Annotated in this window: 21 protein-coding genes and 1 tRNA gene; 13 read left to right on the top strand and 9 right to left on the bottom strand. The window is 54.2% G+C overall.

Features of this window, described 5'->3' with window-relative positions:
- Nucleotides 1–37: 37 nt before the first annotated feature.
- Nucleotides 38–391, bottom strand: a complete 354-nt coding sequence (gene rpoZ, locus BVC71_RS06240; protein WP_086450801.1) for a DNA-directed RNA polymerase subunit omega — start codon at nucleotides 389–391, stop codon at nucleotides 38–40.
- 82 nt (nucleotides 392–473) lie between these two features.
- Nucleotides 474–1,037 (bottom strand): 2-amino-4-hydroxy-6-hydroxymethyldihydropteridine diphosphokinase, encoded by a 564-nt coding sequence (folK, locus tag BVC71_RS06235; protein ID WP_086451243.1) that lies wholly within the window; start codon nucleotides 1,035–1,037, stop codon nucleotides 474–476.
- Nucleotides 1,038–1,147: 110 nt separating this feature from the next.
- On the opposite strand from folK, the gene BVC71_RS06230 reads away from it, so the two are divergent.
- The 4 genes from BVC71_RS06230 to rnhA all read left to right on the top strand — a co-directional run bounded on the left by BVC71_RS06230 (nucleotide 1,148) and on the right by rnhA (nucleotide 3,617).
- Complete coding sequence (locus BVC71_RS06230; RefSeq protein WP_086450800.1) at nucleotides 1,148–1,714, top strand: LabA-like NYN domain-containing protein; 567 nt, start codon at nucleotides 1,148–1,150, stop codon at nucleotides 1,712–1,714.
- Between the two features lie 75 nt (nucleotides 1,715–1,789).
- Entirely contained in the window at nucleotides 1,790–2,740 is a 951-nt protein-coding gene (gene ispH, locus BVC71_RS06225; protein ID WP_086451242.1) for a 4-hydroxy-3-methylbut-2-enyl diphosphate reductase, read from the top strand.
- Nucleotides 2,737–3,165 carry a DUF3429 domain-containing protein gene (locus tag BVC71_RS06220; protein WP_086450799.1) on the top strand — a complete coding sequence of 143 codons (429 nt, stop codon included), beginning with the start codon at nucleotides 2,737–2,739 and terminating at the stop codon, nucleotides 3,163–3,165. The genes ispH and BVC71_RS06220 overlap by 4 nt, the downstream gene beginning before the upstream one ends.
- Entirely contained in the window at nucleotides 3,165–3,617 is a 453-nt protein-coding gene (gene rnhA / locus BVC71_RS06215) for a ribonuclease HI (protein ID WP_086450798.1), read from the top strand. The genes BVC71_RS06220 and rnhA overlap by 1 nt, the downstream gene beginning before the upstream one ends.
- On the opposite strand, the gene BVC71_RS06210 is transcribed toward rnhA, so the two are convergent.
- Nucleotides 3,614–4,489 (bottom strand): 3-hydroxybutyryl-CoA dehydrogenase, encoded by an 876-nt coding sequence (locus BVC71_RS06210; RefSeq protein ID WP_086450797.1) that lies wholly within the window; start codon nucleotides 4,487–4,489, stop codon nucleotides 3,614–3,616. The two genes, rnhA and BVC71_RS06210, sit on opposite strands and share 4 nt — an antisense overlap.
- 162 nt (nucleotides 4,490–4,651) lie before the next feature.
- Here BVC71_RS06210 and BVC71_RS06205 point away from each other — a divergent pair, with 162 nt between their 5' ends.
- Nucleotides 4,652–5,503: a DUF6473 family protein gene (locus tag BVC71_RS06205; RefSeq protein WP_086450796.1), complete on the top strand. Its 852-nt coding sequence runs from the start codon at nucleotides 4,652–4,654 to the stop codon at nucleotides 5,501–5,503.
- A gap of 34 nt (nucleotides 5,504–5,537) precedes the next feature.
- Here BVC71_RS06205 and BVC71_RS06200 read toward each other — a convergent pair whose 3' ends face one another.
- The 6 genes from BVC71_RS06200 to BVC71_RS06175 form a co-directional block, all read right to left on the bottom strand.
- Nucleotides 5,538–6,464 carry an electron transfer flavoprotein subunit alpha/FixB family protein gene (locus BVC71_RS06200; protein ID WP_086450795.1) on the bottom strand — a complete coding sequence of 309 codons (927 nt, stop codon included), beginning with the start codon at nucleotides 6,462–6,464 and terminating at the stop codon, nucleotides 5,538–5,540.
- On the bottom strand, nucleotides 6,464–7,222 hold the full coding sequence (locus tag BVC71_RS06195; RefSeq protein ID WP_086450794.1) for an electron transfer flavoprotein subunit beta/FixA family protein: 759 nt from the start codon (nucleotides 7,220–7,222) through the stop codon (nucleotides 6,464–6,466). Before BVC71_RS06195 ends, BVC71_RS06200 begins: the two co-directional genes overlap by 1 nt.
- 241 nt (nucleotides 7,223–7,463) lie before the next feature.
- The gene (locus BVC71_RS06190; RefSeq protein ID WP_086450793.1) at nucleotides 7,464–8,036 is read right to left on the bottom strand and encodes a cob(I)yrinic acid a,c-diamide adenosyltransferase; all 573 of its coding nucleotides are present in this window, start codon (nucleotides 8,034–8,036) and stop codon (nucleotides 7,464–7,466) included.
- A gap of 12 nt (nucleotides 8,037–8,048) precedes the next feature.
- A complete protein-coding gene (locus tag BVC71_RS06185; protein ID WP_338036457.1) occupies nucleotides 8,049–8,246 on the bottom strand; it encodes a twin transmembrane helix small protein in 198 nt (65 codons plus the stop codon).
- Nucleotides 8,247–8,304: 58 nt separating this feature from the next.
- Entirely contained in the window at nucleotides 8,305–9,132 is an 828-nt protein-coding gene (locus BVC71_RS06180) for an SDR family NAD(P)-dependent oxidoreductase (RefSeq protein ID WP_086450792.1), read from the bottom strand.
- 31 nt (nucleotides 9,133–9,163) lie between these two features.
- Nucleotides 9,164–9,673 (bottom strand): SH3 domain-containing protein, encoded by a 510-nt coding sequence (locus BVC71_RS06175; protein WP_165767736.1) that lies wholly within the window; start codon nucleotides 9,671–9,673, stop codon nucleotides 9,164–9,166.
- Between the two features lie 165 nt (nucleotides 9,674–9,838).
- Here BVC71_RS06175 and BVC71_RS06170 point away from each other — a divergent pair, with 165 nt between their 5' ends.
- The 8 genes from BVC71_RS06170 to nusG all read left to right on the top strand — a co-directional run bounded on the left by BVC71_RS06170 (nucleotide 9,839) and on the right by nusG (nucleotide 17,224).
- Nucleotides 9,839–12,151 (top strand): DNA topoisomerase IV subunit A, encoded by a 2,313-nt coding sequence (locus BVC71_RS06170; RefSeq protein WP_086451240.1) that lies wholly within the window; start codon nucleotides 9,839–9,841, stop codon nucleotides 12,149–12,151.
- 50 nt (nucleotides 12,152–12,201) lie between these two features.
- Nucleotides 12,202–12,819: a hypothetical protein gene (locus BVC71_RS06165; RefSeq protein WP_133064498.1), complete on the top strand. Its 618-nt coding sequence runs from the start codon at nucleotides 12,202–12,204 to the stop codon at nucleotides 12,817–12,819.
- A 90-nt stretch (nucleotides 12,820–12,909) separates the two neighbouring features.
- Complete coding sequence (gene tuf / locus BVC71_RS06160; protein WP_086450775.1) at nucleotides 12,910–14,085, top strand: elongation factor Tu; 1,176 nt, start codon at nucleotides 12,910–12,912, stop codon at nucleotides 14,083–14,085.
- 100 nt (nucleotides 14,086–14,185) lie between these two features.
- Nucleotides 14,186–15,175: a zinc transporter ZntB gene (locus BVC71_RS06155; protein WP_086450789.1), complete on the top strand. Its 990-nt coding sequence runs from the start codon at nucleotides 14,186–14,188 to the stop codon at nucleotides 15,173–15,175.
- Nucleotides 15,176–15,241: 66 nt separating this feature from the next.
- A tRNA-Trp gene (locus BVC71_RS06150) sits at nucleotides 15,242–15,317 on the top strand.
- 31 nt (nucleotides 15,318–15,348) lie between these two features.
- Nucleotides 15,349–16,233 carry a hypothetical protein gene (locus tag BVC71_RS06145; protein ID WP_133064497.1) on the top strand — a complete coding sequence of 295 codons (885 nt, stop codon included), beginning with the start codon at nucleotides 15,349–15,351 and terminating at the stop codon, nucleotides 16,231–16,233.
- A 67-nt stretch (nucleotides 16,234–16,300) separates the two neighbouring features.
- Nucleotides 16,301–16,495, top strand: a complete 195-nt coding sequence (secE, locus tag BVC71_RS06140; protein ID WP_086450787.1) for a preprotein translocase subunit SecE — start codon at nucleotides 16,301–16,303, stop codon at nucleotides 16,493–16,495.
- A 195-nt stretch (nucleotides 16,496–16,690) separates the two neighbouring features.
- Nucleotides 16,691–17,224, top strand: coding sequence for a transcription termination/antitermination protein NusG (gene nusG / locus BVC71_RS06135; protein ID WP_086450786.1), 534 nt, complete (start codon nucleotides 16,691–16,693; stop codon nucleotides 17,222–17,224).
- Nucleotides 17,225–17,265 lie beyond the last annotated feature (41 nt).

Genomic DNA, 17,265 nt, shown 5'->3' with positions numbered 1-17,265 from the left:
TTGGTCCGGCACCGAATTCTCTATCGTTGGGCAGCGATTAACGCTGGCCTTGTGCTTCCATCAGCTGGCGCAGCAGTTTTTCTTCGGACATGTCGTCCTCTGCTGGTTTGTCAGCTTCGGCACCCATCAACAGAGCCATTGCGTCGTCTTCTGGTTCGTCGACTTCGATCTGGGTCTGGTTGGATTCGATCATGCGTTCGCGCAGATCATCAGCCTGTTGGGTTTCGTCAGCGATTTCGCGCAGCGCAACTACAGGGTTTTTGTCGTTATCACGGTCAACGGTCAGCGGCGAACCAGCGGAAATCTCGCGAGCACGATGTGCTGCAAGCATTACCAGATCAAACCGGTTGGGAACTTTATCGACGCAATCTTCTACCGTTACGCGGGCCATGAGCGCACTCCACTATTGAATATGTGGTCCTAGGAAGCCCCCCATTTACGCCCAGAACATAGAAATGACAAGCAGATTCGGATCAGTCGTACAGAACGACTTCTTCAATTTCGGTCTGCGGCAGGGCATCACGCATGTCGATCACGGTTTTGTGTAGCACTGGGTGTCGCCAATTTGGCGCAACCATCGCCATCGGGACCAGAACAAAGGCGCGGTCCTGAATGCGTGGGTGCGGCAAGATCAGCTGGTTGGGCGCAATCTGGGTTTGTTCTGAGATTGGCAAATTCATCCAGTGCAAGACTTCGGTATCGTCGGGCAAAATCGTATCGCCATGGCATAGAAGATCCAGATCCAGTGTGCGCTCACCCCAGCGTTTCGTTCTAACGCGGCCAAATTCCGTTTCTATTTCATGGAGTTGGTGCAAAATCTTTGACGGCTCTAAATTGGTTTCGAACCGAATCACCGCATTCGCGTAATCGGGTCCAGCGCCTTTGGGAAAACATGGCGTGCGATAAATCGGACTTTTTTCGCACGTAGTGCCCAATCTGGATTCAATTGTAGCGATAGCATGATCAATAATCTCTTTTGGGGTGCCAAAAGAGGACGTAGCGTTGGACCCGAGTGCCACGAGTGTTAAGGTACGCATGCTATAGTACATCCTGACTTGAGAAGACGATTTTTGTAGCTAACTATAATTATAACTCCGTGCTCTCCACTCACAGCTAAGCACGTGGTCGTATATTGAAGGGATTTTTTATGTTTTATCGTGACGAGCGTCTAGCGCTCTTCATCGACGGTTCGAACCTATATGCTGCCGCGAAAGCTCTGGGTTTTGACATCGATTACAAACTGCTTCGTAGTGAATTCATGCGCCGTGGTAAAATGCTGCGGGCGTTTTACTATACGGCGCTGCTGGAAAATGACGAATATTCGCCGATCCGCCCGCTGGTTGATTGGCTGAACTACAACGGGTTCACCATGGTCACTAAACCGGCCAAGGAATACACCGACAGCATGGGCCGCCGTAAGGTCAAAGGGAACATGGACATCGAATTGACTGTCGATGCGATGGAACTGGCCCCTTATATCGATCACGTCGTTCTGTTTTCCGGCGACGGCGATTTCCGTCCGCTGGTCGAAGCGTTGCAGCGCAAGGGCGTGCGCGTGTCGGTCGTGTCCACGATCCGCAGTCAGCCGCCAATGATTTCCGACGAACTGCGCCGTCAGGCCGATAACTTTATCGAACTGGACGAATTGCGCGATGTTGTTGGCCGTCCCCCGCGCGAACCGCGCCCCGAGGATCAGCAAGCATCTGATGACTAAAAACAGGGCCGGAATTTCCGGCCCTTTTCTTTTGTGCGGCTGGACAGCGTGGCACCTTGCGACTACCTGTTCGGTATGACCAAACCTGCTTTGACATTGTATCTGGCTGCGCCGCGCGGGTTCTGCGCGGGCGTGGATCGTGCGATCAAAATCGTCGAAATGGCGATCGAAAAATGGGGCGCACCTGTCTATGTGCGCCACGAAATCGTTCACAACAAATTCGTCGTCGACAGCCTGCGCGACAAAGGGGCGGTGTTCGTCGAAGAATTGGACGAATGCCCTGACGATCGCCCTGTGATTTTCTCGGCCCATGGTGTGCCCAAATCGGTCCCTGCCGCCGCCGAAACGCGCGAAATGGTCTATGTGGACGCTACTTGCCCATTGGTAAGTAAAGTCCATATCGAGGCCGCCCGCCATGCAGACGAAGGTTTGCAGATGATCATGATCGGTCACGCGGGCCACCCAGAAACCATCGGCACCATGGGTCAATTACCTGACGGAGAGGTACTGCTGGTCGAAACGGTCGAAGATGTGGCCACCGTTCAGGTGCGCGATCCGAACCGTTTGGCCTTTGTTACGCAGACCACGCTGTCCGTCGATGACACCAAAGATATTATCGAGGCGTTGAACGCCCGTTTCCCTGCCATCATCGGCCCGCACAAAGAAGACATTTGTTACGCCACCACCAACCGCCAAGAGGCCGTGAAAACCATCGCGCCGAATTGTGATGCGTTGTTGGTTGTCGGCGCGCCGAATTCGTCCAATTCTAAACGTTTGGTCGAAGTCGCGGCAAAGAATGGCTGTAATTACGCGCAGCTAGTTCAGCGTGCGGCAGACATTGATTGGCGCGCGCTAGAGGGTATCAAAACCATCGGGATCACCGCCGGTGCATCCGCGCCCGAGGTGTTGATCAACGAAGTCGTCGACGCCTTTAGCGATCATTACACCGTGACTGTTGAACAGGTTGTGACCGCCGAAGAAAACGTAGAATTCAAAGTGCCCCGCGTTCTAAGGATGCCAGCATGATGTCTATCCCTCGTGCGCCGCTAGCACTTGGGCTGGCGGGGCTGATCCCGTTCGTTTTCGGTGCGCTGACCACTTTGGGTTGGTTGCCACCAGTCATGGGCATGGGCGGCCCGATTTTCACGCTGACCTATGGCACGGTTATTCTGTCGTTTATGTCGGGCGTTTTGTGGGGCTTTGCCACGAAAACTGACGGGGCGCAGGCGACGGCGGGATATGTCCTGTCTGTGTTGCCAGCCCTATGGGCGTTTTTTATGCGCGGCGACGGCATGACCAGCGCGGCGATCTACCAGATTACAGGGTTCATCGGCTTGCTGATTATCGACAGCCGTTTTGCTGCGTGGGGGCTGGCGCCCGTATGGTGGATGCGCCTGCGGGTTTTGCTGACGACCTTCGTGGTGCTGTCGCTGGGGGCTTTGTTAATCTGATGCCTGAATTATTTGCGTACACAGATGGGGCCTGTTCGGGCAACCCTGGCCCTGGTGGTTGGGGCGCATTGCTGCAGGCCAAAAATGGCGAAGACGTTGTAAAAGAACGCGAGCTATACGGTGGTGAGGCGGACACAACCAACAACCGCATGGAGCTGTTGGCCGCGATCAATGCGCTAGAGGCATTGGACCGTCCCAGCACTCTGACCGTGGTCACAGACAGCGCCTATGTCAAAGGCGGCATCACCGAATGGATGTGGGGCTGGAAAAAACGCGGCTGGAAAACCTCGACCAAGAAACCCGTCAAAAACGTGGACCTGTGGCAACGTCTGGACGCAGCCGCGCAGCGCCATCAGGTTACGTGGGAATGGGTCAAAGGCCACGCAGGTCACCCCGAAAACGAACGGGCCGATGAACTGGCCCGCCGCGGGATGGCTCCGTTCAAAGGTTAGCGGGTCGGAACCGGCGTTTCGCCGCGATAATCATAGAAGCCGCGTTTCGTTTTACGGCCCAGCCAGCCTGCTTCGACGTATTTGGTCAGCAGTGGACAAGGGCGGTATTTGGTGTCCGCCAGACCGTCGTGCAGCACGTTCATGATGGCTAGGCATGTGTCCAATCCGATGAAATCGGCCAATTCCAATGGACCCATTGGATGGTTTGCGCCCAGTTTCATCGATGTATCGATCGACGACACGTTGCCGACGCCTTCGTACAGGGCATAGACCGCTTCGTTGATCATCGGCATTAGGATGCGGTTTACGATGAAGGCGGGGAAATCTTCGGATGTTGCGGATGTTTTGCCTAGGCGGTCTACGACCTCTTGGCAGGCATTAAAGGTCGCATCATCGGTCGCAATCCCGCGGATCAATTCCACCAGCTGCATGATCGGCACAGGGTTCATGAAATGGAACCCGATGAATTTTTCTGGGCGGTCCGTGCGGCTGGCCAAACGTGTGATCGAAATCGACGATGTGTTCGACGCTAGAATTGTATTTTCGTGAATATGCGGCAACAGTTCGTCAAAGATCGCCTGTTTGACGGTTTCGCGTTCGGTTGCGGCTTCGATGATTAGGTCGCAAGGGCCTAAGTCAGTCAGTGTTGTTGTGCAGGCAATGCGGGCCAACGCGGCGGCTTTTTCATCTTCGGAAATCGCGCCTTTGGACACCTGACGGGTCATATTTTTGTCGATCAGCGCAATAGCGCTGTCTAGCGCATCCTGGCTGATGTCGGTCATCATGACGGTATATCCGGCCAATGCGCTGACGTGGGCAATACCATTGCCCATTTGGCCTGCTCCTACGACACCAACTTTTTCAATCGTCATGATTCACTGATCCTTTGCCTCTGCTGCCACACCATAGGGGCGACCAACCGCATCATTCAAGGCGCGTTAATTGTTAAACATTGATTGAAATTCTGAGTTTCAGATTTCAGCAATCATTTAGGTCGAATCCTGCCCAAGGTGAGAAATTTTTGGGTGGGAAACATGAAATTCGAATCTTTGTCTGATTCTGCGATCGATTATACGCCGTGCCGCTATGGGTCTTCGCGACTGTTTTTTAGAGGCCCGAAACGGGATCTGAACCAACCATATGCGGCATTTATGGGCGGGACGGATGTCTATGGGCGCTACATGAAAACGCCCGTGTCAGATTTGGTTGAACGGGCGACTGGAATGACCTGCGTTAATTTTGGCGTGCCGAACGCGTCCATCGATGCCTATTTCCGTGATGGTGTGTCCATGGGGCTGGGCCGCCGTGCCGAAGTCACGTTTTTTCATATTACCGGCGCACATAATCTATCGAACCGGTTCTATCAGGTGCACCCACGCCGTAATGATCGGTTTTTACAAGCGTCAAGCGTTCTGCGTGCGCTTTATGATGATGTGGATTTCACGGATTTCGCATTCACACGTCACTTACTTCAGGCGCTGTATGAAAAATCGGCAGCTAAATTTGATATCGTTGTGCATGAGCTGCAAACAGCATGGGTGTCGAGAATGCGGTCGGTTCTTGATCAATTGAACACCAAAGTCGTCTTGGTCTGGTGGAGCGAGCGCCCCCTGACGAACGATAGCTGGGACACCGCAGACGATCCGTTTAAAGGCGATCAGTTGTTCATCAACAAAAATATGGTCGATCAACTGACAGATAAGGCGCGCGATGTAGTCGAATTGCGGCCTAGTTTGCGTGCGCGGCAAAATCGAACGTCGGGCATGCAGATCCCGATGACGCAAATATCTGCCGCAGACGAACAGTTGTCTTTTCTGGCCCACAGTGAAGCGGCACAAGCGTTAACACCTGTTTTGGGGCGTATGATGCAAAAAGGGCCCGCCTAGGCGGACCCTTTTAAACCTTGGATCGCGGGTGCGATTACAGTTTTTCGGTCAGTGCTGGGACAGCTTCGAACAGGTCAGCGACCAGACCAAAGTCGGCCACTTGGAAGATCGGAGCCTCTTCGTCTTTGTTGATAGCGACGATGATTTTCGAATCTTTCATACCTGCAAGGTGCTGAATCGCGCCCGAGATACCTGCAGCGATGTACAGTTCTGGTGCAACAACCTTGCCTGTCTGACCAACCTGCCAGTCGTTCGGCGCAAAGCCCGAATCGACTGCTGCACGGGACGCACCAACAGCAGCGCCCAGTTTGTCAGCCAGTTTTTCGATGATTGCGAAGTCTTCTTCGGAACCTACGCCGCGGCCGCCGGATACAACGATCTTGGCCGAGGTCAGTTCAGGACGATCGCTTTCGGCGACTTTGTCTTCGACCCATTCGGACAGGCCAGGGTTGTCGCCAGCCGCGATGGTTTCAACAGCAGCCGAACCGCCCTCGCCAGCCGCATCAAAGGTCGAGGTGCGGAAGGTGATAACCTTTTTCGCGTCCGACGATTTGACGGTCTGGATTGCGTTACCCGCGTAGATTGGGCGTTCGAATGTGTCAGCGTCTACAACTGCGGTAACGTCCGACAGGACCATCACATCCAGCAACGCCGCAACGCGTGGCAGGATGTTTTTCGCGTCAGTGGTTGCAGGTGCAACGATGTGCGAATAATCCGCAGCCAGCGCAGCCATCAGGGTCGCAACAGGCTCTGCCAGACGGTGGCTGTATAGCGCGTCTTCGGCGACCAGAACTTTGGCGACGCCGTCGATTTTTGCGGCTTCTGCAGCAGCGTCAGCAGCGGTCGCGCCAACGGCCAGAACGGTTACATCACCCAGCGAAGTCGATGCGGAGACAGCTTTGGCGGTTGCGTCAACAGACAGAACACCGTCGTTGATTTCAGCAAGTAGAAGAACAGCCATTAGATTGCTCCTGCTTCTTTAAGTTTCGTGACCAGCTCGTCGACCGATTCAACTTTGATACCAGCCTGACGAACAGCAGGTTCAGAAGTTTTCACGACTTCCAAACGTGGGGTGACATCAACGCCGTAATCAGCTGCGGTTTTTTCATCCAGCGGCTTTTTCTTGGCTTTCATGATGTTTGGCAGGGTCGCGTAACGTGGTTCGTTCAAACGCAGGTCAGCAGTCACGATGGCAGGTAGGTTGACCTTGATGGTCTGCAGGCCGCCGTCGACTTCGCGGGTTACAACAGCTTTGTCGCCGTCGATGTCCACTTCGGATGCGAAGGTTGCTTGGCTCCAGCCTAGCAGCGCCGACAGCATCTGGCCGGTGGCGTTCATGTCGTTGTCGATGGCTTGTTTGCCAGCAACAACCAGACCTGGCTGTTCTTCTTCGACCACTTTGGCCAGCAGCTTTGCAACTGCCAGTGGTTCGATGTCTGTGTTCACATCGTCTGCTGCGATGATCAGGATTGCGCGGTCAGCGCCCATTGCCAGCGCGGTGCGCAGTGTTTCCTGAGCCTGCTTTACGCCGATCGACACGACGACAACTTCGTCTGCCTTGCCGGCTTCTTTCAGGCGGATCGCCTCTTCGACTGCGATTTCGTCGAATGGGTTCATCGACATTTTTACGTTCGCAAGATCGACGCCCGTACCGTCCGCTTTGACGCGAACTTTTACGTTATAGTCGATCACGCGTTTTACCGGCACGAGTACCTTCATCGGCGTATCTCCCTCAAACTGTGCCACGTGGCACCTATTCCCGCTTTTGTTAGCAAGCGCAGCACGGATAAAATAGTGCAAAATCGACGCGGAAAGCGCATAAGACGCCACGTTTTGACGTATTTTCGGGCGCAATACGACTAAAGTTTTGCAGTGCGTTCGTGAAATTTTGTTGCGAGATGGAATTTTTTGCTGCGCTGCGACATGGTTTTGCGCCTGAAAGAATCAGGCGCAAAACCCTTTAACGATTGGCTCCTGGCACCCACAGGATGTCATCAGCGCCATTGTTGTTGGCGACGCGCGACGCCACAAAAAACCAGTCCGAAAGACGATTTAGGTATTTCACACCGATGTCGTTGACTGATTCCATGGATGCCAGTTCGACAGACAGGCGTTCAGCGCGGCGGGCAACGGTTCTGCACATGTGCAGATGCGCGGCCAAAGCTGATCCACCGGGCAAAATGAAACTGCGCAGCGGTTCCAAATTTGCGTTCATCGCATCAATTTCGGTTTCCAGACGGTCAACCTGCGACGCAATCATACGTAGAACGGGGTAGGGCGCTTCGTCGTCTTTTTCCATGTCAGGGCGGCATAGGTCAGCGCCCAGATCGAACAAATCGTTCTGAATCGCAGACAACTGGTCCGCCAAGTCTCCAGTCGCATGCAAACGGGCTAGTCCCACGGTCGCGTTCAATTCATCTACGGTGCCATAGGCTGTGACGCGGGCCGAATGTTTTGCAACGCGGCTGCCATTACCCAATGCAGTTTCACCAGCATCGCCTGTGCGGGTGTAGATTTTGTTCAAAACAACCATCAGAGCCTCGGATTATTTTTTGAAGTAGAACAAGATCGCAATCAGCGCGACGGCAAAGCCTTGGGCGTAGATGCGGTAGCGCATGATTTTGTTGGACTGTTTGCCTGTGTCGGTGCCGAACCCAAAAGTGCCAAGGCCCCACATCAAAATCACAGCGACCGCCAAAACGGCGACCATGATTGCAATATTCCACGGATCGTTAAACAGCATTGGCGTGTCCTTTGTATCGTTGGCTGCGATCTAACACGATTGGCGTCAAAGGAAAGGTTTAGCCTTTGGATATTACCCAATCCAGCGCACGTGTCGGCAATATGCGCCTTAGTAATCCCATGAGATACGTGGGCGTTGTGACATAGTAGCGCGGTTTTGGCTTTGATGCTGTAAGTGCCTTTAGAATTTTGCGCGTGACTTCGGACGGCGGGAGTTCAAATGCGTCTGGTCCGCTGTCTTCGTACAGGCGTTTTGTCAGGGTGCGATACTCATCAACGCGGGCTGCATTTTCCCAGTCTACCCATTTTTCAAAATGCGGAATGGCGTTTTCACGGATTTTGGATGTGATCGGGCCGGGTTCAATCAGGATTATGTCAATTGGCGTATCGCGCATTTCGATGCGCAGCACGTCCGTCAGGCCCTCAAGTGCGAATTTCGTTGATACATATGCGCCGCGCCATGACAGACCCACCAGTCCCAAAACTGAACTGCAATTGATAATACGCCCATGACCTTGGGCGCGCATAACCTTGATAACTTCGCGGGTCAGGTCATGGGTGCCGAACACGTTGGTTTCAAAAACTGACCTTAGGGCGTCCGCGGGTAGGTCTTCGACGGCACCGGGGCAGGCGAATGCGGCGTTGTTATACAAGGCGTCCAGCGTTCCGCCGGTTTTTGCCAGAACGTCAGCTAAACCCTTTCGGATGCTGTCTGCTTCTGCGAGGTCAATAAGGGGTGAATCAAAACCTTGGGCAATCAGCCGATCACAATCAGCCTGTTTGCGGCAGCTGGCGAACACGCGCCAGCCTGCTTGTCGTAATCCATGGGCTGCATCATATCCGATGCCAGAGGAGCAGCCCGTTATTAAAATGGTTTTTGCTGTCATGGCGCCTTTGTGGCGATGAAAGCGCCGCGGCTCAAGTCCCTGCTTGGGCTACAAAGCGACCGGACATCCAGCCAACTTGACCGTTTTCGACGACACGCAAACGTGCCCAGCCATTGGAAGCTGTTTCCAGGACCTCAACCTCGGTGCCGCGTCCTAGTGTGCTGACGACACCATATTGGGTGCTAGGCCCAAGGCGCATGTTTACAGCGTTGCCAGATACTGTGGCCAGTTCGATTTGCGGTGTAGGCTGTACCTGTGGCGCTGGTACAGGCGCAGGATCGATATTTTTAGACGAAATTTGAACGATGACAGCGTCGTTCGCATTCGTGGTTCGTTGCGCATTCAGCGCAGCAGTCGTGACAACAGGTTCAATGACGCGCAAAGCCGGTGCAGATACCGCCTGCAACTGAACACCATTACCTTCGTCGGCAAAGCTAACGTCAAAGACCTGTCGTTCGACCGGTTCGAAATCAGAACCGCCGGAAAGTTCATAAAACCCAACACCCAAAAACACGAAACTTAGCAACATAAACGTACGCATGAACATTCCCCAAAATATACACACTGGTAACGCTGTTTAGGCTGGCAAAGTTCCGCCGATCAGGGGAAAAATCTGAAAAACATATCGTTTATGAGTTTTGTAAACGTTTCTTTGGAATGCGAAATCGGTCTGGAAAGCAAAGTGCCGAGTCGCTACAGATATAACATGACCGACAGCACAGATGACGCCGATACCGGCCTTCCAGAATTCAAAGAACCGCTTCGCCGTGCGATAGGTGAACGGTATCTGCAATACGCATTGTCCACGATTATGCACCGCGCGCTGCCGGATGCTCGGGACGGATTGAAACCCGTTCACCGCCGCATTCTATTTGCAATGCGCGAATTGAAACTGTCACCGACTGGCGGTTTCCGTAAATCGGCAAAAATCAGCGGCGACGTGATGGGCAACTATCACCCGCACGGCGATATGGCGATTTATGACGCGATGGCCCGTTTGGCGCAGGATTTCAACGTGCGCTATCCGCTGGTCGATGGTCAGGGGAACTTTGGTAATATTGACGGCGATAATCCTGCGGCCAGCCGTTACACCGAAGCCCGCATGACCGCCGCCGCCGAGGCGCTGCTAGAGGGGCTGAACGAAAACGCTGTCGATTTCCGCCCCAACTATGACGGTACGCTAGAAGAGCCTGTGGTTTTGCCAGCGGCGTTCCCGAACCTATTGGCGAACGGTTCGTCGGGCATTGCTGTGGGTATGGCGACAAACATCCCGCCGCATAACATCCACGAATTGATCGATGCCTGTTTGCACTTGATCAAATCGCCCGATGCCCATGATGAAACCCTACTGAAATACGTGCCAGGTCCGGATTTCCCGACAGGCGGTGTGATCGTCGAATCGCGTGACAATATCGCCGACGCCTATCGCACAGGCCGCGGGTCCATTCGTCTGCGCGCACGGTGGGAGAAAGAGGATCTAGGCCGCGGTCAATGGCAGATCGTTGTCACTGAAATTCCGTATCAGGTTCAAAAATCGAAACTGATCGAAAAACTGGCCGAAGTTATCCAGTTAAAAAAGGTGCCTTTGCTGGCCGACGTGCGTGACGAATCTGCGGATGACGTGCGTATCGTTCTGGAACCGCGCGCCAAGACGGTCGAACCTGACATCCTGATGGGGATGCTGTTCAAAAACACCGATTTAGAGGTACGGTTCAGCCTGAACATGAACGTGCTGATCGACGGCCTGACGCCCAAGGTCTGTTCGATGAAAGAAGTGCTGCGCGCATTTCTGGATCACCGCCGTGACGTGTTGCAACGCCGCAGCCAGCACCGCATCGACAAGATTGACCACCGTTTAGAGGTATTGCAGGGTCTGATCATCGCGTTCCTGAATCTGGACCGTGTGATCGACATCATCCGTTATGACGGTGACCCCAAGGCTGCCTTGATGGCCGAAGATTGGTCGCTGAAACGGGCGCGGGCTGTTGATGAATCTGATTATGTGTCGCCTCTGCCTGCCAAAGGCGACGGCGAGCTGACCGAGGTTCAGGCCGAAGCGATCCTGAACATGCGTCTGCGCAGCTTGCGCCGTCTAGAAGAGATGGAGCTGGTCCGCGAACGTGACGCCCTGATCGCTGAACGGGCCGAATTGGCTGAACTGCTGTCTGACGATGGTTTGCAGTGGGCAAAAATTGCCGAACAACTGCGTGAAACCCGCAAACAGTTCGGTCACTCTGCGTCGCGCGGTCAGCGTCTAACCACCTTTGCCGAAGCGGGCGAAGTCGAAGACGTGCCAATGGAGGCCATGATCGAACGCGAACCGATCACCGTGATCTGTTCGAAAATGGGCTGGGTTCGTGCGATGAAGGGCCATCAGGCTCTGGACGGCGAATTCAAATTCAAAGATGGCGACGAAGGTCGTTTCGCCTTCCATGCGGAAACCACGGATAAATTGATTGTGGTTGGCAATAACGGCCGTTTCTACACGATCCTTGGCGCGAACCTGCCTGGCGGGCGCGGCATGGGCGAACCTGTGCGCCTGATGATCGACCTGCCGAACGAGGCAGAGATTGTCGATATTCTGGTGCACCGCGCTGGGCGCAAACTGCTGGTTGCTTCGTCGGCTGGTGATGGTTTCATCGTTCCTGAACAAGAGGTCATTGCCCAAACGCGCGGTGGTAAGCAGGTGTTGAACGTCAAAGGTGACGTTGTTGCCCGCGTGATCAAACCTGTGAATGGCGATCATGTGGCTGTCGTGGGTGAAAACCGCAAGGTTCTGGTGTTCCCTATCGAAGAGCTGCCCGAAATGGGCCGCGGCAAAGGTGTGCGTCTGCAGAAATACAAAGACGGCGGTATGTCGGATGCGACCACCTTTGATATTGCGAATGGCCTTAGCTGGCTGGACCCCGCCGGTCGCACCCGTACTGAAAGCGATCTGGCCGAATGGCTGGGCAAACGCGCAGGTACAGGACGAATGGCGCCGCGCGGCTTCCCCCGTGATAATCGATTTACCTCTTAATTTGTCAGCGCCCCACGATGGGCGCTGCTGTCTATAGAAAGGCGACTATCATGCGTTCAGTCGTTGCGATGATGGCTTTGGCGGTTCTGACTGCTTGCGGTGGAATCCGGGATGATCTGACTGAACGTCCTGACCAAATCGGGAATTTCTTGCTGGCCCATAATATTGTGGTTGCAAATGACCCACAAAAAGGCCCGTTTTCACGTGATGTGACCGACGAGGAATGGAAAGAAGCCATTCAATCGGCTGTTCAGGATCGATTGGGCCGGTATGAAGGCGATGCATGGTATCATGTCGCGGTTGTCGTTCAGGCCTATGTTGCCGCAATGCCCGGCGTTCCGATGGTGTATTCGCCTCAATCGGTGCTTCTTGTTGATGTGACATTCTTTGAGGATGCGACCCAAACCAAACTGAACGAAGACCCCATCCGCCTGACAATTTTCGAACCTTGCTGCACCCCTGTTTTGGGGTCGGGCATGTTGCGCACGAAAGAAGAGCAGGTCGAGGGGCTGGCCTTTAACGTCGCGCGCGCTGTCGAGCGGACCATGCGTGAAAACGCTGAATGGTTCGGCGGGGTGCCCGAAACGCTGGCGGATGACCCGACAATCGTGGCTGGTGATGCCCATAATGACGCAATCGACCAGATAGACGCGAATTCGACCAACTGACGCTTGATTTTCGCGCCAATAGCCAATACATCGCCCGCGATGTTGAAACGGGCCAGATATTAAGGCCCCCAAACGACGAGGCGCCAAGAGATGGCTAAGGAAAAGTTTGAACGCTCTAAACCGCACGTCAACATTGGCACCATTGGCCACGTTGACCACGGTAAAACCACGCTGACCGCAGCGATCACCAAATACTTTGGTGACTTCAAAGCCTACGACCAGATCGACGGCGCACCAGAAGAAAAAGCACGCGGCATCACCATCTCGACCGCTCACGTTGAGTACGAGACCGAGAACCGTCACTACGCTCACGTTGACTGCCCAGGTCACGCTGACTACGTGAAAAACATGATCACCGGTGCGGCGCAGATGGACGGCGGCATCCTGGTTGTTAACGCAGCTGACGGCCCTATGCCTCAGACTCGTGAACACATCCTGCTGGCACGTCAGGTTGGCGTTCCTGCGCTGGTTGTTTTCATGAACAAAGTTGACCAGGTAGACGACGAAGAGCTGCTGGAACTGGTTGAAATGGAAATCCGCGAGCTGCTGTCCGAATACGACTTCCCAGGCGACGATATTCCAATCATCGCAGGTTCGGCACTGGCTGCTATGGAAGGTCGTGACGAAAACATCGGCGAAAACAAGATCAAAGAGCTGATGGAAGCTGTTGACTCGTACATTCCAGAGCCAGAGCGCGCGATCGACCAGCCATTCCTGATGCCAATCGAAGACGTGTTCTCGATCTCGGGCCGTGGTACTGTTGTAACCGGTCGTGTTGAGCGCGGCGTGATCAACGTTGGCGACGAAATCGAAATCGTTGGTATCCGTGACACCTCGAAAACCACCTGTACTGGTGTTGAGATGTTCCGCAAACTGCTGGACCGCGGTGAAGCAGGCGACAACATCGGTGCGCTGCTGCGCGGTGTTGACCGTGAAGGCGTTGAGCGTGGCCAGGTTCTGTGTAAGCCAGGTTCGGTTAAGCCACACACCAAATTCGAAGCAGAGGTCTACATCCTGACCAAAGAAGAAGGCGGTCGTCACACCCCATTCTTCGCAAACTACCGTCCACAGTTCTACTTCCGTACAACTGACGTTACCGGTACTTGCATTCTGCCAGAAGGCACCGAGATGGTCATGCCAGGCGACAACCTGAAACTGTCGGCTGAACTGATCGCTCCTATCGCAATGGAAGAAGGCCTGCGCTTCGCGATCCGCGAAGGTGGCCGTACCGTTGGTTCGGGCGTTGTGTCCAAAATCATCGAGTAATCTGATCTAACAATCAGACTACTGAAAGGGTCGCCGAAAGGCGGCCCTTTTGCTTTGGCGGTGGGCTGGTTAGGGTGCGTAAAAGATCAAGGACACAGTGATGACAACGCCGCTCGTCAAATATTCGCGTATTCTGCAAGACGGGGCATGGATCGACCCGACCGATTTCGAAACCATTTCTATGGCCCTGCGCGAAGATCGTCTGGCGTGGGCGCATTTGGATGGTAAGCATCCCGATGCAGCAGAGTGGGTGTCGGCCGAACTGGATTACCTAGACCTTCAAGCGCGCGAAGCCTTGCTGGATGTGGATACACGCCCCCGCATCAAGGTTGTCCAAGACGGCGTGATTTTGATTCTGCGCGGTATCAACGACAACGACGGCGAAGACCCCGAGGATATGGCGTCGATCCGCATTTATGCGGACGAACACCGAATCGTGACGGTGGCGCGCAAACGCATCATGGCAATCGAACGGATGGAGGCCGCGATGGACGCAGGACATGGCCCCCAATCGGCAGGCGATTTTCTGGTCGTCCTGATTGAAGATTTGGTCGGACATATCGCGGAATTTCAGGCCGAGTTGGATGCCGTCGCCGAAGATCTGGAATTAAAAGTCGTCAGTGAAAAGGGCAGGGAGCTGCGCCACGATGTTGCAGCCTTGCGCCTACAGGTCATCGCGGCGCGGCGCTATGTCGGTCCGCAACGAGACGCTTTGCGGTCGTTTGCAGATATGACTGTTTCCTTCATGGACCCCGAAACACGGCGCGAAATCGATGAAGAAGCGCAAAAAATGACCCGCATCGCCGAAGACATGGACGAACTGCGCGATCAAGCGGTGGTCTTGCGAGAGGAGCTATCCGGTCAATTAAGCGATCAGGTTAATAAAAACACATTCGTCTTGTCTGTATTGTCAGCGATCTTTTTGCCATTGGGGTTCATCACCGGATTGTTCGGGGTAAATGTCGGCGGAATGCCGGGTGTGAACAGCCCGATCGCGTTCTGGCTGCTATCGGTTTTGTGCTTGGGATTGTTTGCGTTTCCCTTGCTTGGGTTGTGGATTTTCCGACTGATGAACAGAAAACCACGTTAATGTTGGAAAACCACGCATTTCGCCCCTTGATTCCCCGCAATGCGTAGCTTAATCACCGCCGTCAGTAGGGGTATAGCTCAGTTGGTAGAGCGACGGTCTCCAAAACCGTAGGTCCCGGGTTCGAGCCCTGGTGCCCCTGCCACTCCGGCACGTTGACCGCGAGGATGTACCGATTGCCCAGACCTGTTGAACTGACTCTCCACCTTGGTGCGCATAAAACAGCGTCGACGCATTTGCAGCAGTCGATTTTTTCTTACGAACAGCAGATTATCGACGCAGGCGTACGGCCGTATGGACCTGACTATCTGCGGAGCCGTGGCCGGAATATCCCCAGTTTGTTTGGGTTGGGCAGATGGACCAACATTAAACTGTCGCCGCGAACGCCGGCCGAACAGATCGAATTCCTGTCAAAAGGTGATCGCCGCATTTTCCTGACAGAAGAGAATTTTCTAGGCGCATTGCATGAAGGTAATGGAAAGCTGGCGCTGCCGATTTACCGCGAAGCCGGCGAAAGAATCAGTGATTTGGTCAGCGTCTTGGACGGTGTCGATGTGCGGATATTTCTGGCGATCCGTTCGCCGGACACATTTTTGGAATCGGCCTACAGCCAGACTGTGTACAACGGGCATTTCTTAGAGCCCGATGACTACATCGCCGCGCATCCATTCGAACAGGTTAATTGGGCAACCGTTGTTCGTGCGATTGCGCAGGTCGAGGGCGTAAAGTCGGTACATGTCTGGCGGTACGAAGATTATGCATCGGTGTTTAAAACACTTGTTCGGCGTATGTTACGTTGGAGGTTAGGCGGCGTTGTTGAGCCCATTGACCGTATTGTGCACGAAGGTCTGACCGATCGCGCCATGGCTGAAATTATGGCGGACAAGGCTGCGGGGCGGCCCGTCAACTCTGCGCAAACGCGCCGCCAATTTCCGATGAAAGATGGCTATCAGAAATATCGGCTGTATGACGATCGTGCGCGGCAAGAGGCGCAAGCGCTGTATGATGTGCAAGTAGATGCCATTAAGTCGATGGATAAAGTGGAGTTCTACGCCGTCTGACACGCGGAGGGTTGAAAACCGCGCGATATCTGCGTACATCCCGCCCGTTACCGATAAGGAAAAGACGATGGCACGGACGAATCCCGTACAGTTCATTCAGCAAACCCGCGCAGAAATCGCCAAAGTTGTTTGGCCAACCCGCCGCGAAGTCATTTTGACTACCATCATGGTCTTCATCATGACCGTTCTTTTGGCGCTGTTTTTCTCGCTGACCGATTTGGTGATCCGTTTCGGACTGTACGATCTGATCCTGAACCGGTAATTGGCCATTGGGTAAAAAACCGCCTAGCCCCCTTGAATTAAAGGGTTTTGGGCGGTAATAGCCAATCATTCCGAACTGGCGTGCGGCGAATCGCGTTGCGCGCCGCTTTTATTTTTTCGGAGTCTGGTGCCGCAAGGTGCTGTAATAATTGGAATTCTGGTCCTTGGTGGCCAAAACGACAGGGTGTCGAAGACTATGGCGAAACGTTGGTATTCGGTAAGCGTGCTCTCGAACTTCGAGAAAAAGATTGCCGAGCAGATCCGCGCCAAGGCTGAAGAGCTGGGTCTCGAAGACCAAATTGACGAAGTTCTGGTCCCCACCGAAGAGGTGATCGAAGTTCGTCGCGGTAAAAAAGTGACCACCGAACGCCGGTTTATGCCGGGTTACGTTCTGGTCCACATGGAATTGTCGGACGAGGCTTATCACCTCGTTAACTCGATCAACCGGGTGACCGGTTTCCTAGGCCCGCAGGGTCGCCCGATGCCAATGCGTGATGCAGAGGTTCAGGCAATTCTGGGTCGCGTCGAAGAAGGTCAAGAGGCGCCACGCGTCGAGATCAGCTTTGAAGTTGGCGAGAAGGTCAAGGTTAACGACGGTCCGTTCGAAGGCTTCGACGGTATGGTCGAGGAAGTTGATGATGCGAACCAGCGCCTGAAGGTGACGGTTTCGATCTTTGGCCGGGCAACCCCGGTCGAGCTGGAATTTACTCAGGTCACCAAAGGCGCCTGAGTTTATCTCGTGGGAGGTTCGGCGGGCGCGCCCGTTTCACC

It is taken from the genome of Marivivens niveibacter (genome assembly GCF_002150005.2).
In the GTDB taxonomy this organism is placed as follows: Bacteria; Pseudomonadota; Alphaproteobacteria; order Rhodobacterales; family Rhodobacteraceae; genus Marivivens; species Marivivens niveibacter.
Note: the sequence above shows the minus strand (reverse complement) of the source record. Positions and strands in the feature narration are given on the sequence as shown.

Bases quoted from the DNA above. Each gene is read 5' to 3' on its own strand.
- rpoZ (WP_086450801.1), bottom strand. From the start codon at position 391: ATGGCCCGCGTAACGGTAGAAGATTGCGTCGATAAAGTTCCCAACCGG.
- folK (WP_086451243.1), bottom strand. From the start codon at position 1,037: ATGCGTACCTTAACACTCGTGGCACTCGGGTCCAACGCTACGTCCTCT.
- BVC71_RS06230 (WP_086450800.1), top strand. From the start codon at position 1,148: ATGTTTTATCGTGACGAGCGTCTAGCGCTCTTCATCGACGGTTCGAAC.
- ispH (WP_086451242.1), top strand. From the start codon at position 1,790: ATGACCAAACCTGCTTTGACATTGTATCTGGCTGCGCCGCGCGGGTTC.
- BVC71_RS06220 (WP_086450799.1), top strand. From the start codon at position 2,737: ATGATGTCTATCCCTCGTGCGCCGCTAGCACTTGGGCTGGCGGGGCTG.
- rnhA (WP_086450798.1), top strand. From the start codon at position 3,165: ATGCCTGAATTATTTGCGTACACAGATGGGGCCTGTTCGGGCAACCCT.
- BVC71_RS06210 (WP_086450797.1), bottom strand. From the start codon at position 4,489: ATGACGATTGAAAAAGTTGGTGTCGTAGGAGCAGGCCAAATGGGCAAT.
- BVC71_RS06205 (WP_086450796.1), top strand. From the start codon at position 4,652: ATGAAATTCGAATCTTTGTCTGATTCTGCGATCGATTATACGCCGTGC.
- BVC71_RS06200 (WP_086450795.1), bottom strand. From the start codon at position 6,464: ATGGCTGTTCTTCTACTTGCTGAAATCAACGACGGTGTTCTGTCTGTT.
- BVC71_RS06195 (WP_086450794.1), bottom strand. From the start codon at position 7,222: ATGAAGGTACTCGTGCCGGTAAAACGCGTGATCGACTATAACGTAAAA.
- BVC71_RS06190 (WP_086450793.1), bottom strand. From the start codon at position 8,036: ATGGTTGTTTTGAACAAAATCTACACCCGCACAGGCGATGCTGGTGAA.
- BVC71_RS06185 (WP_338036457.1), bottom strand. From the start codon at position 8,246: ATGCTGTTTAACGATCCGTGGAATATTGCAATCATGGTCGCCGTTTTG.
- BVC71_RS06180 (WP_086450792.1), bottom strand. From the start codon at position 9,132: ATGACAGCAAAAACCATTTTAATAACGGGCTGCTCCTCTGGCATCGGA.
- BVC71_RS06175 (WP_165767736.1), bottom strand. From the start codon at position 9,673: ATGCGTACGTTTATGTTGCTAAGTTTCGTGTTTTTGGGTGTTGGGTTT.
- BVC71_RS06170 (WP_086451240.1), top strand. From the start codon at position 9,839: ATGACCGACAGCACAGATGACGCCGATACCGGCCTTCCAGAATTCAAA.
- BVC71_RS06165 (WP_133064498.1), top strand. From the start codon at position 12,202: ATGCGTTCAGTCGTTGCGATGATGGCTTTGGCGGTTCTGACTGCTTGC.
- tuf (WP_086450775.1), top strand. From the start codon at position 12,910: ATGGCTAAGGAAAAGTTTGAACGCTCTAAACCGCACGTCAACATTGGC.
- BVC71_RS06155 (WP_086450789.1), top strand. From the start codon at position 14,186: ATGACAACGCCGCTCGTCAAATATTCGCGTATTCTGCAAGACGGGGCA.
- secE (WP_086450787.1), top strand. From the start codon at position 16,301: ATGGCACGGACGAATCCCGTACAGTTCATTCAGCAAACCCGCGCAGAA.
- nusG (WP_086450786.1), top strand. From the start codon at position 16,691: ATGGCGAAACGTTGGTATTCGGTAAGCGTGCTCTCGAACTTCGAGAAA.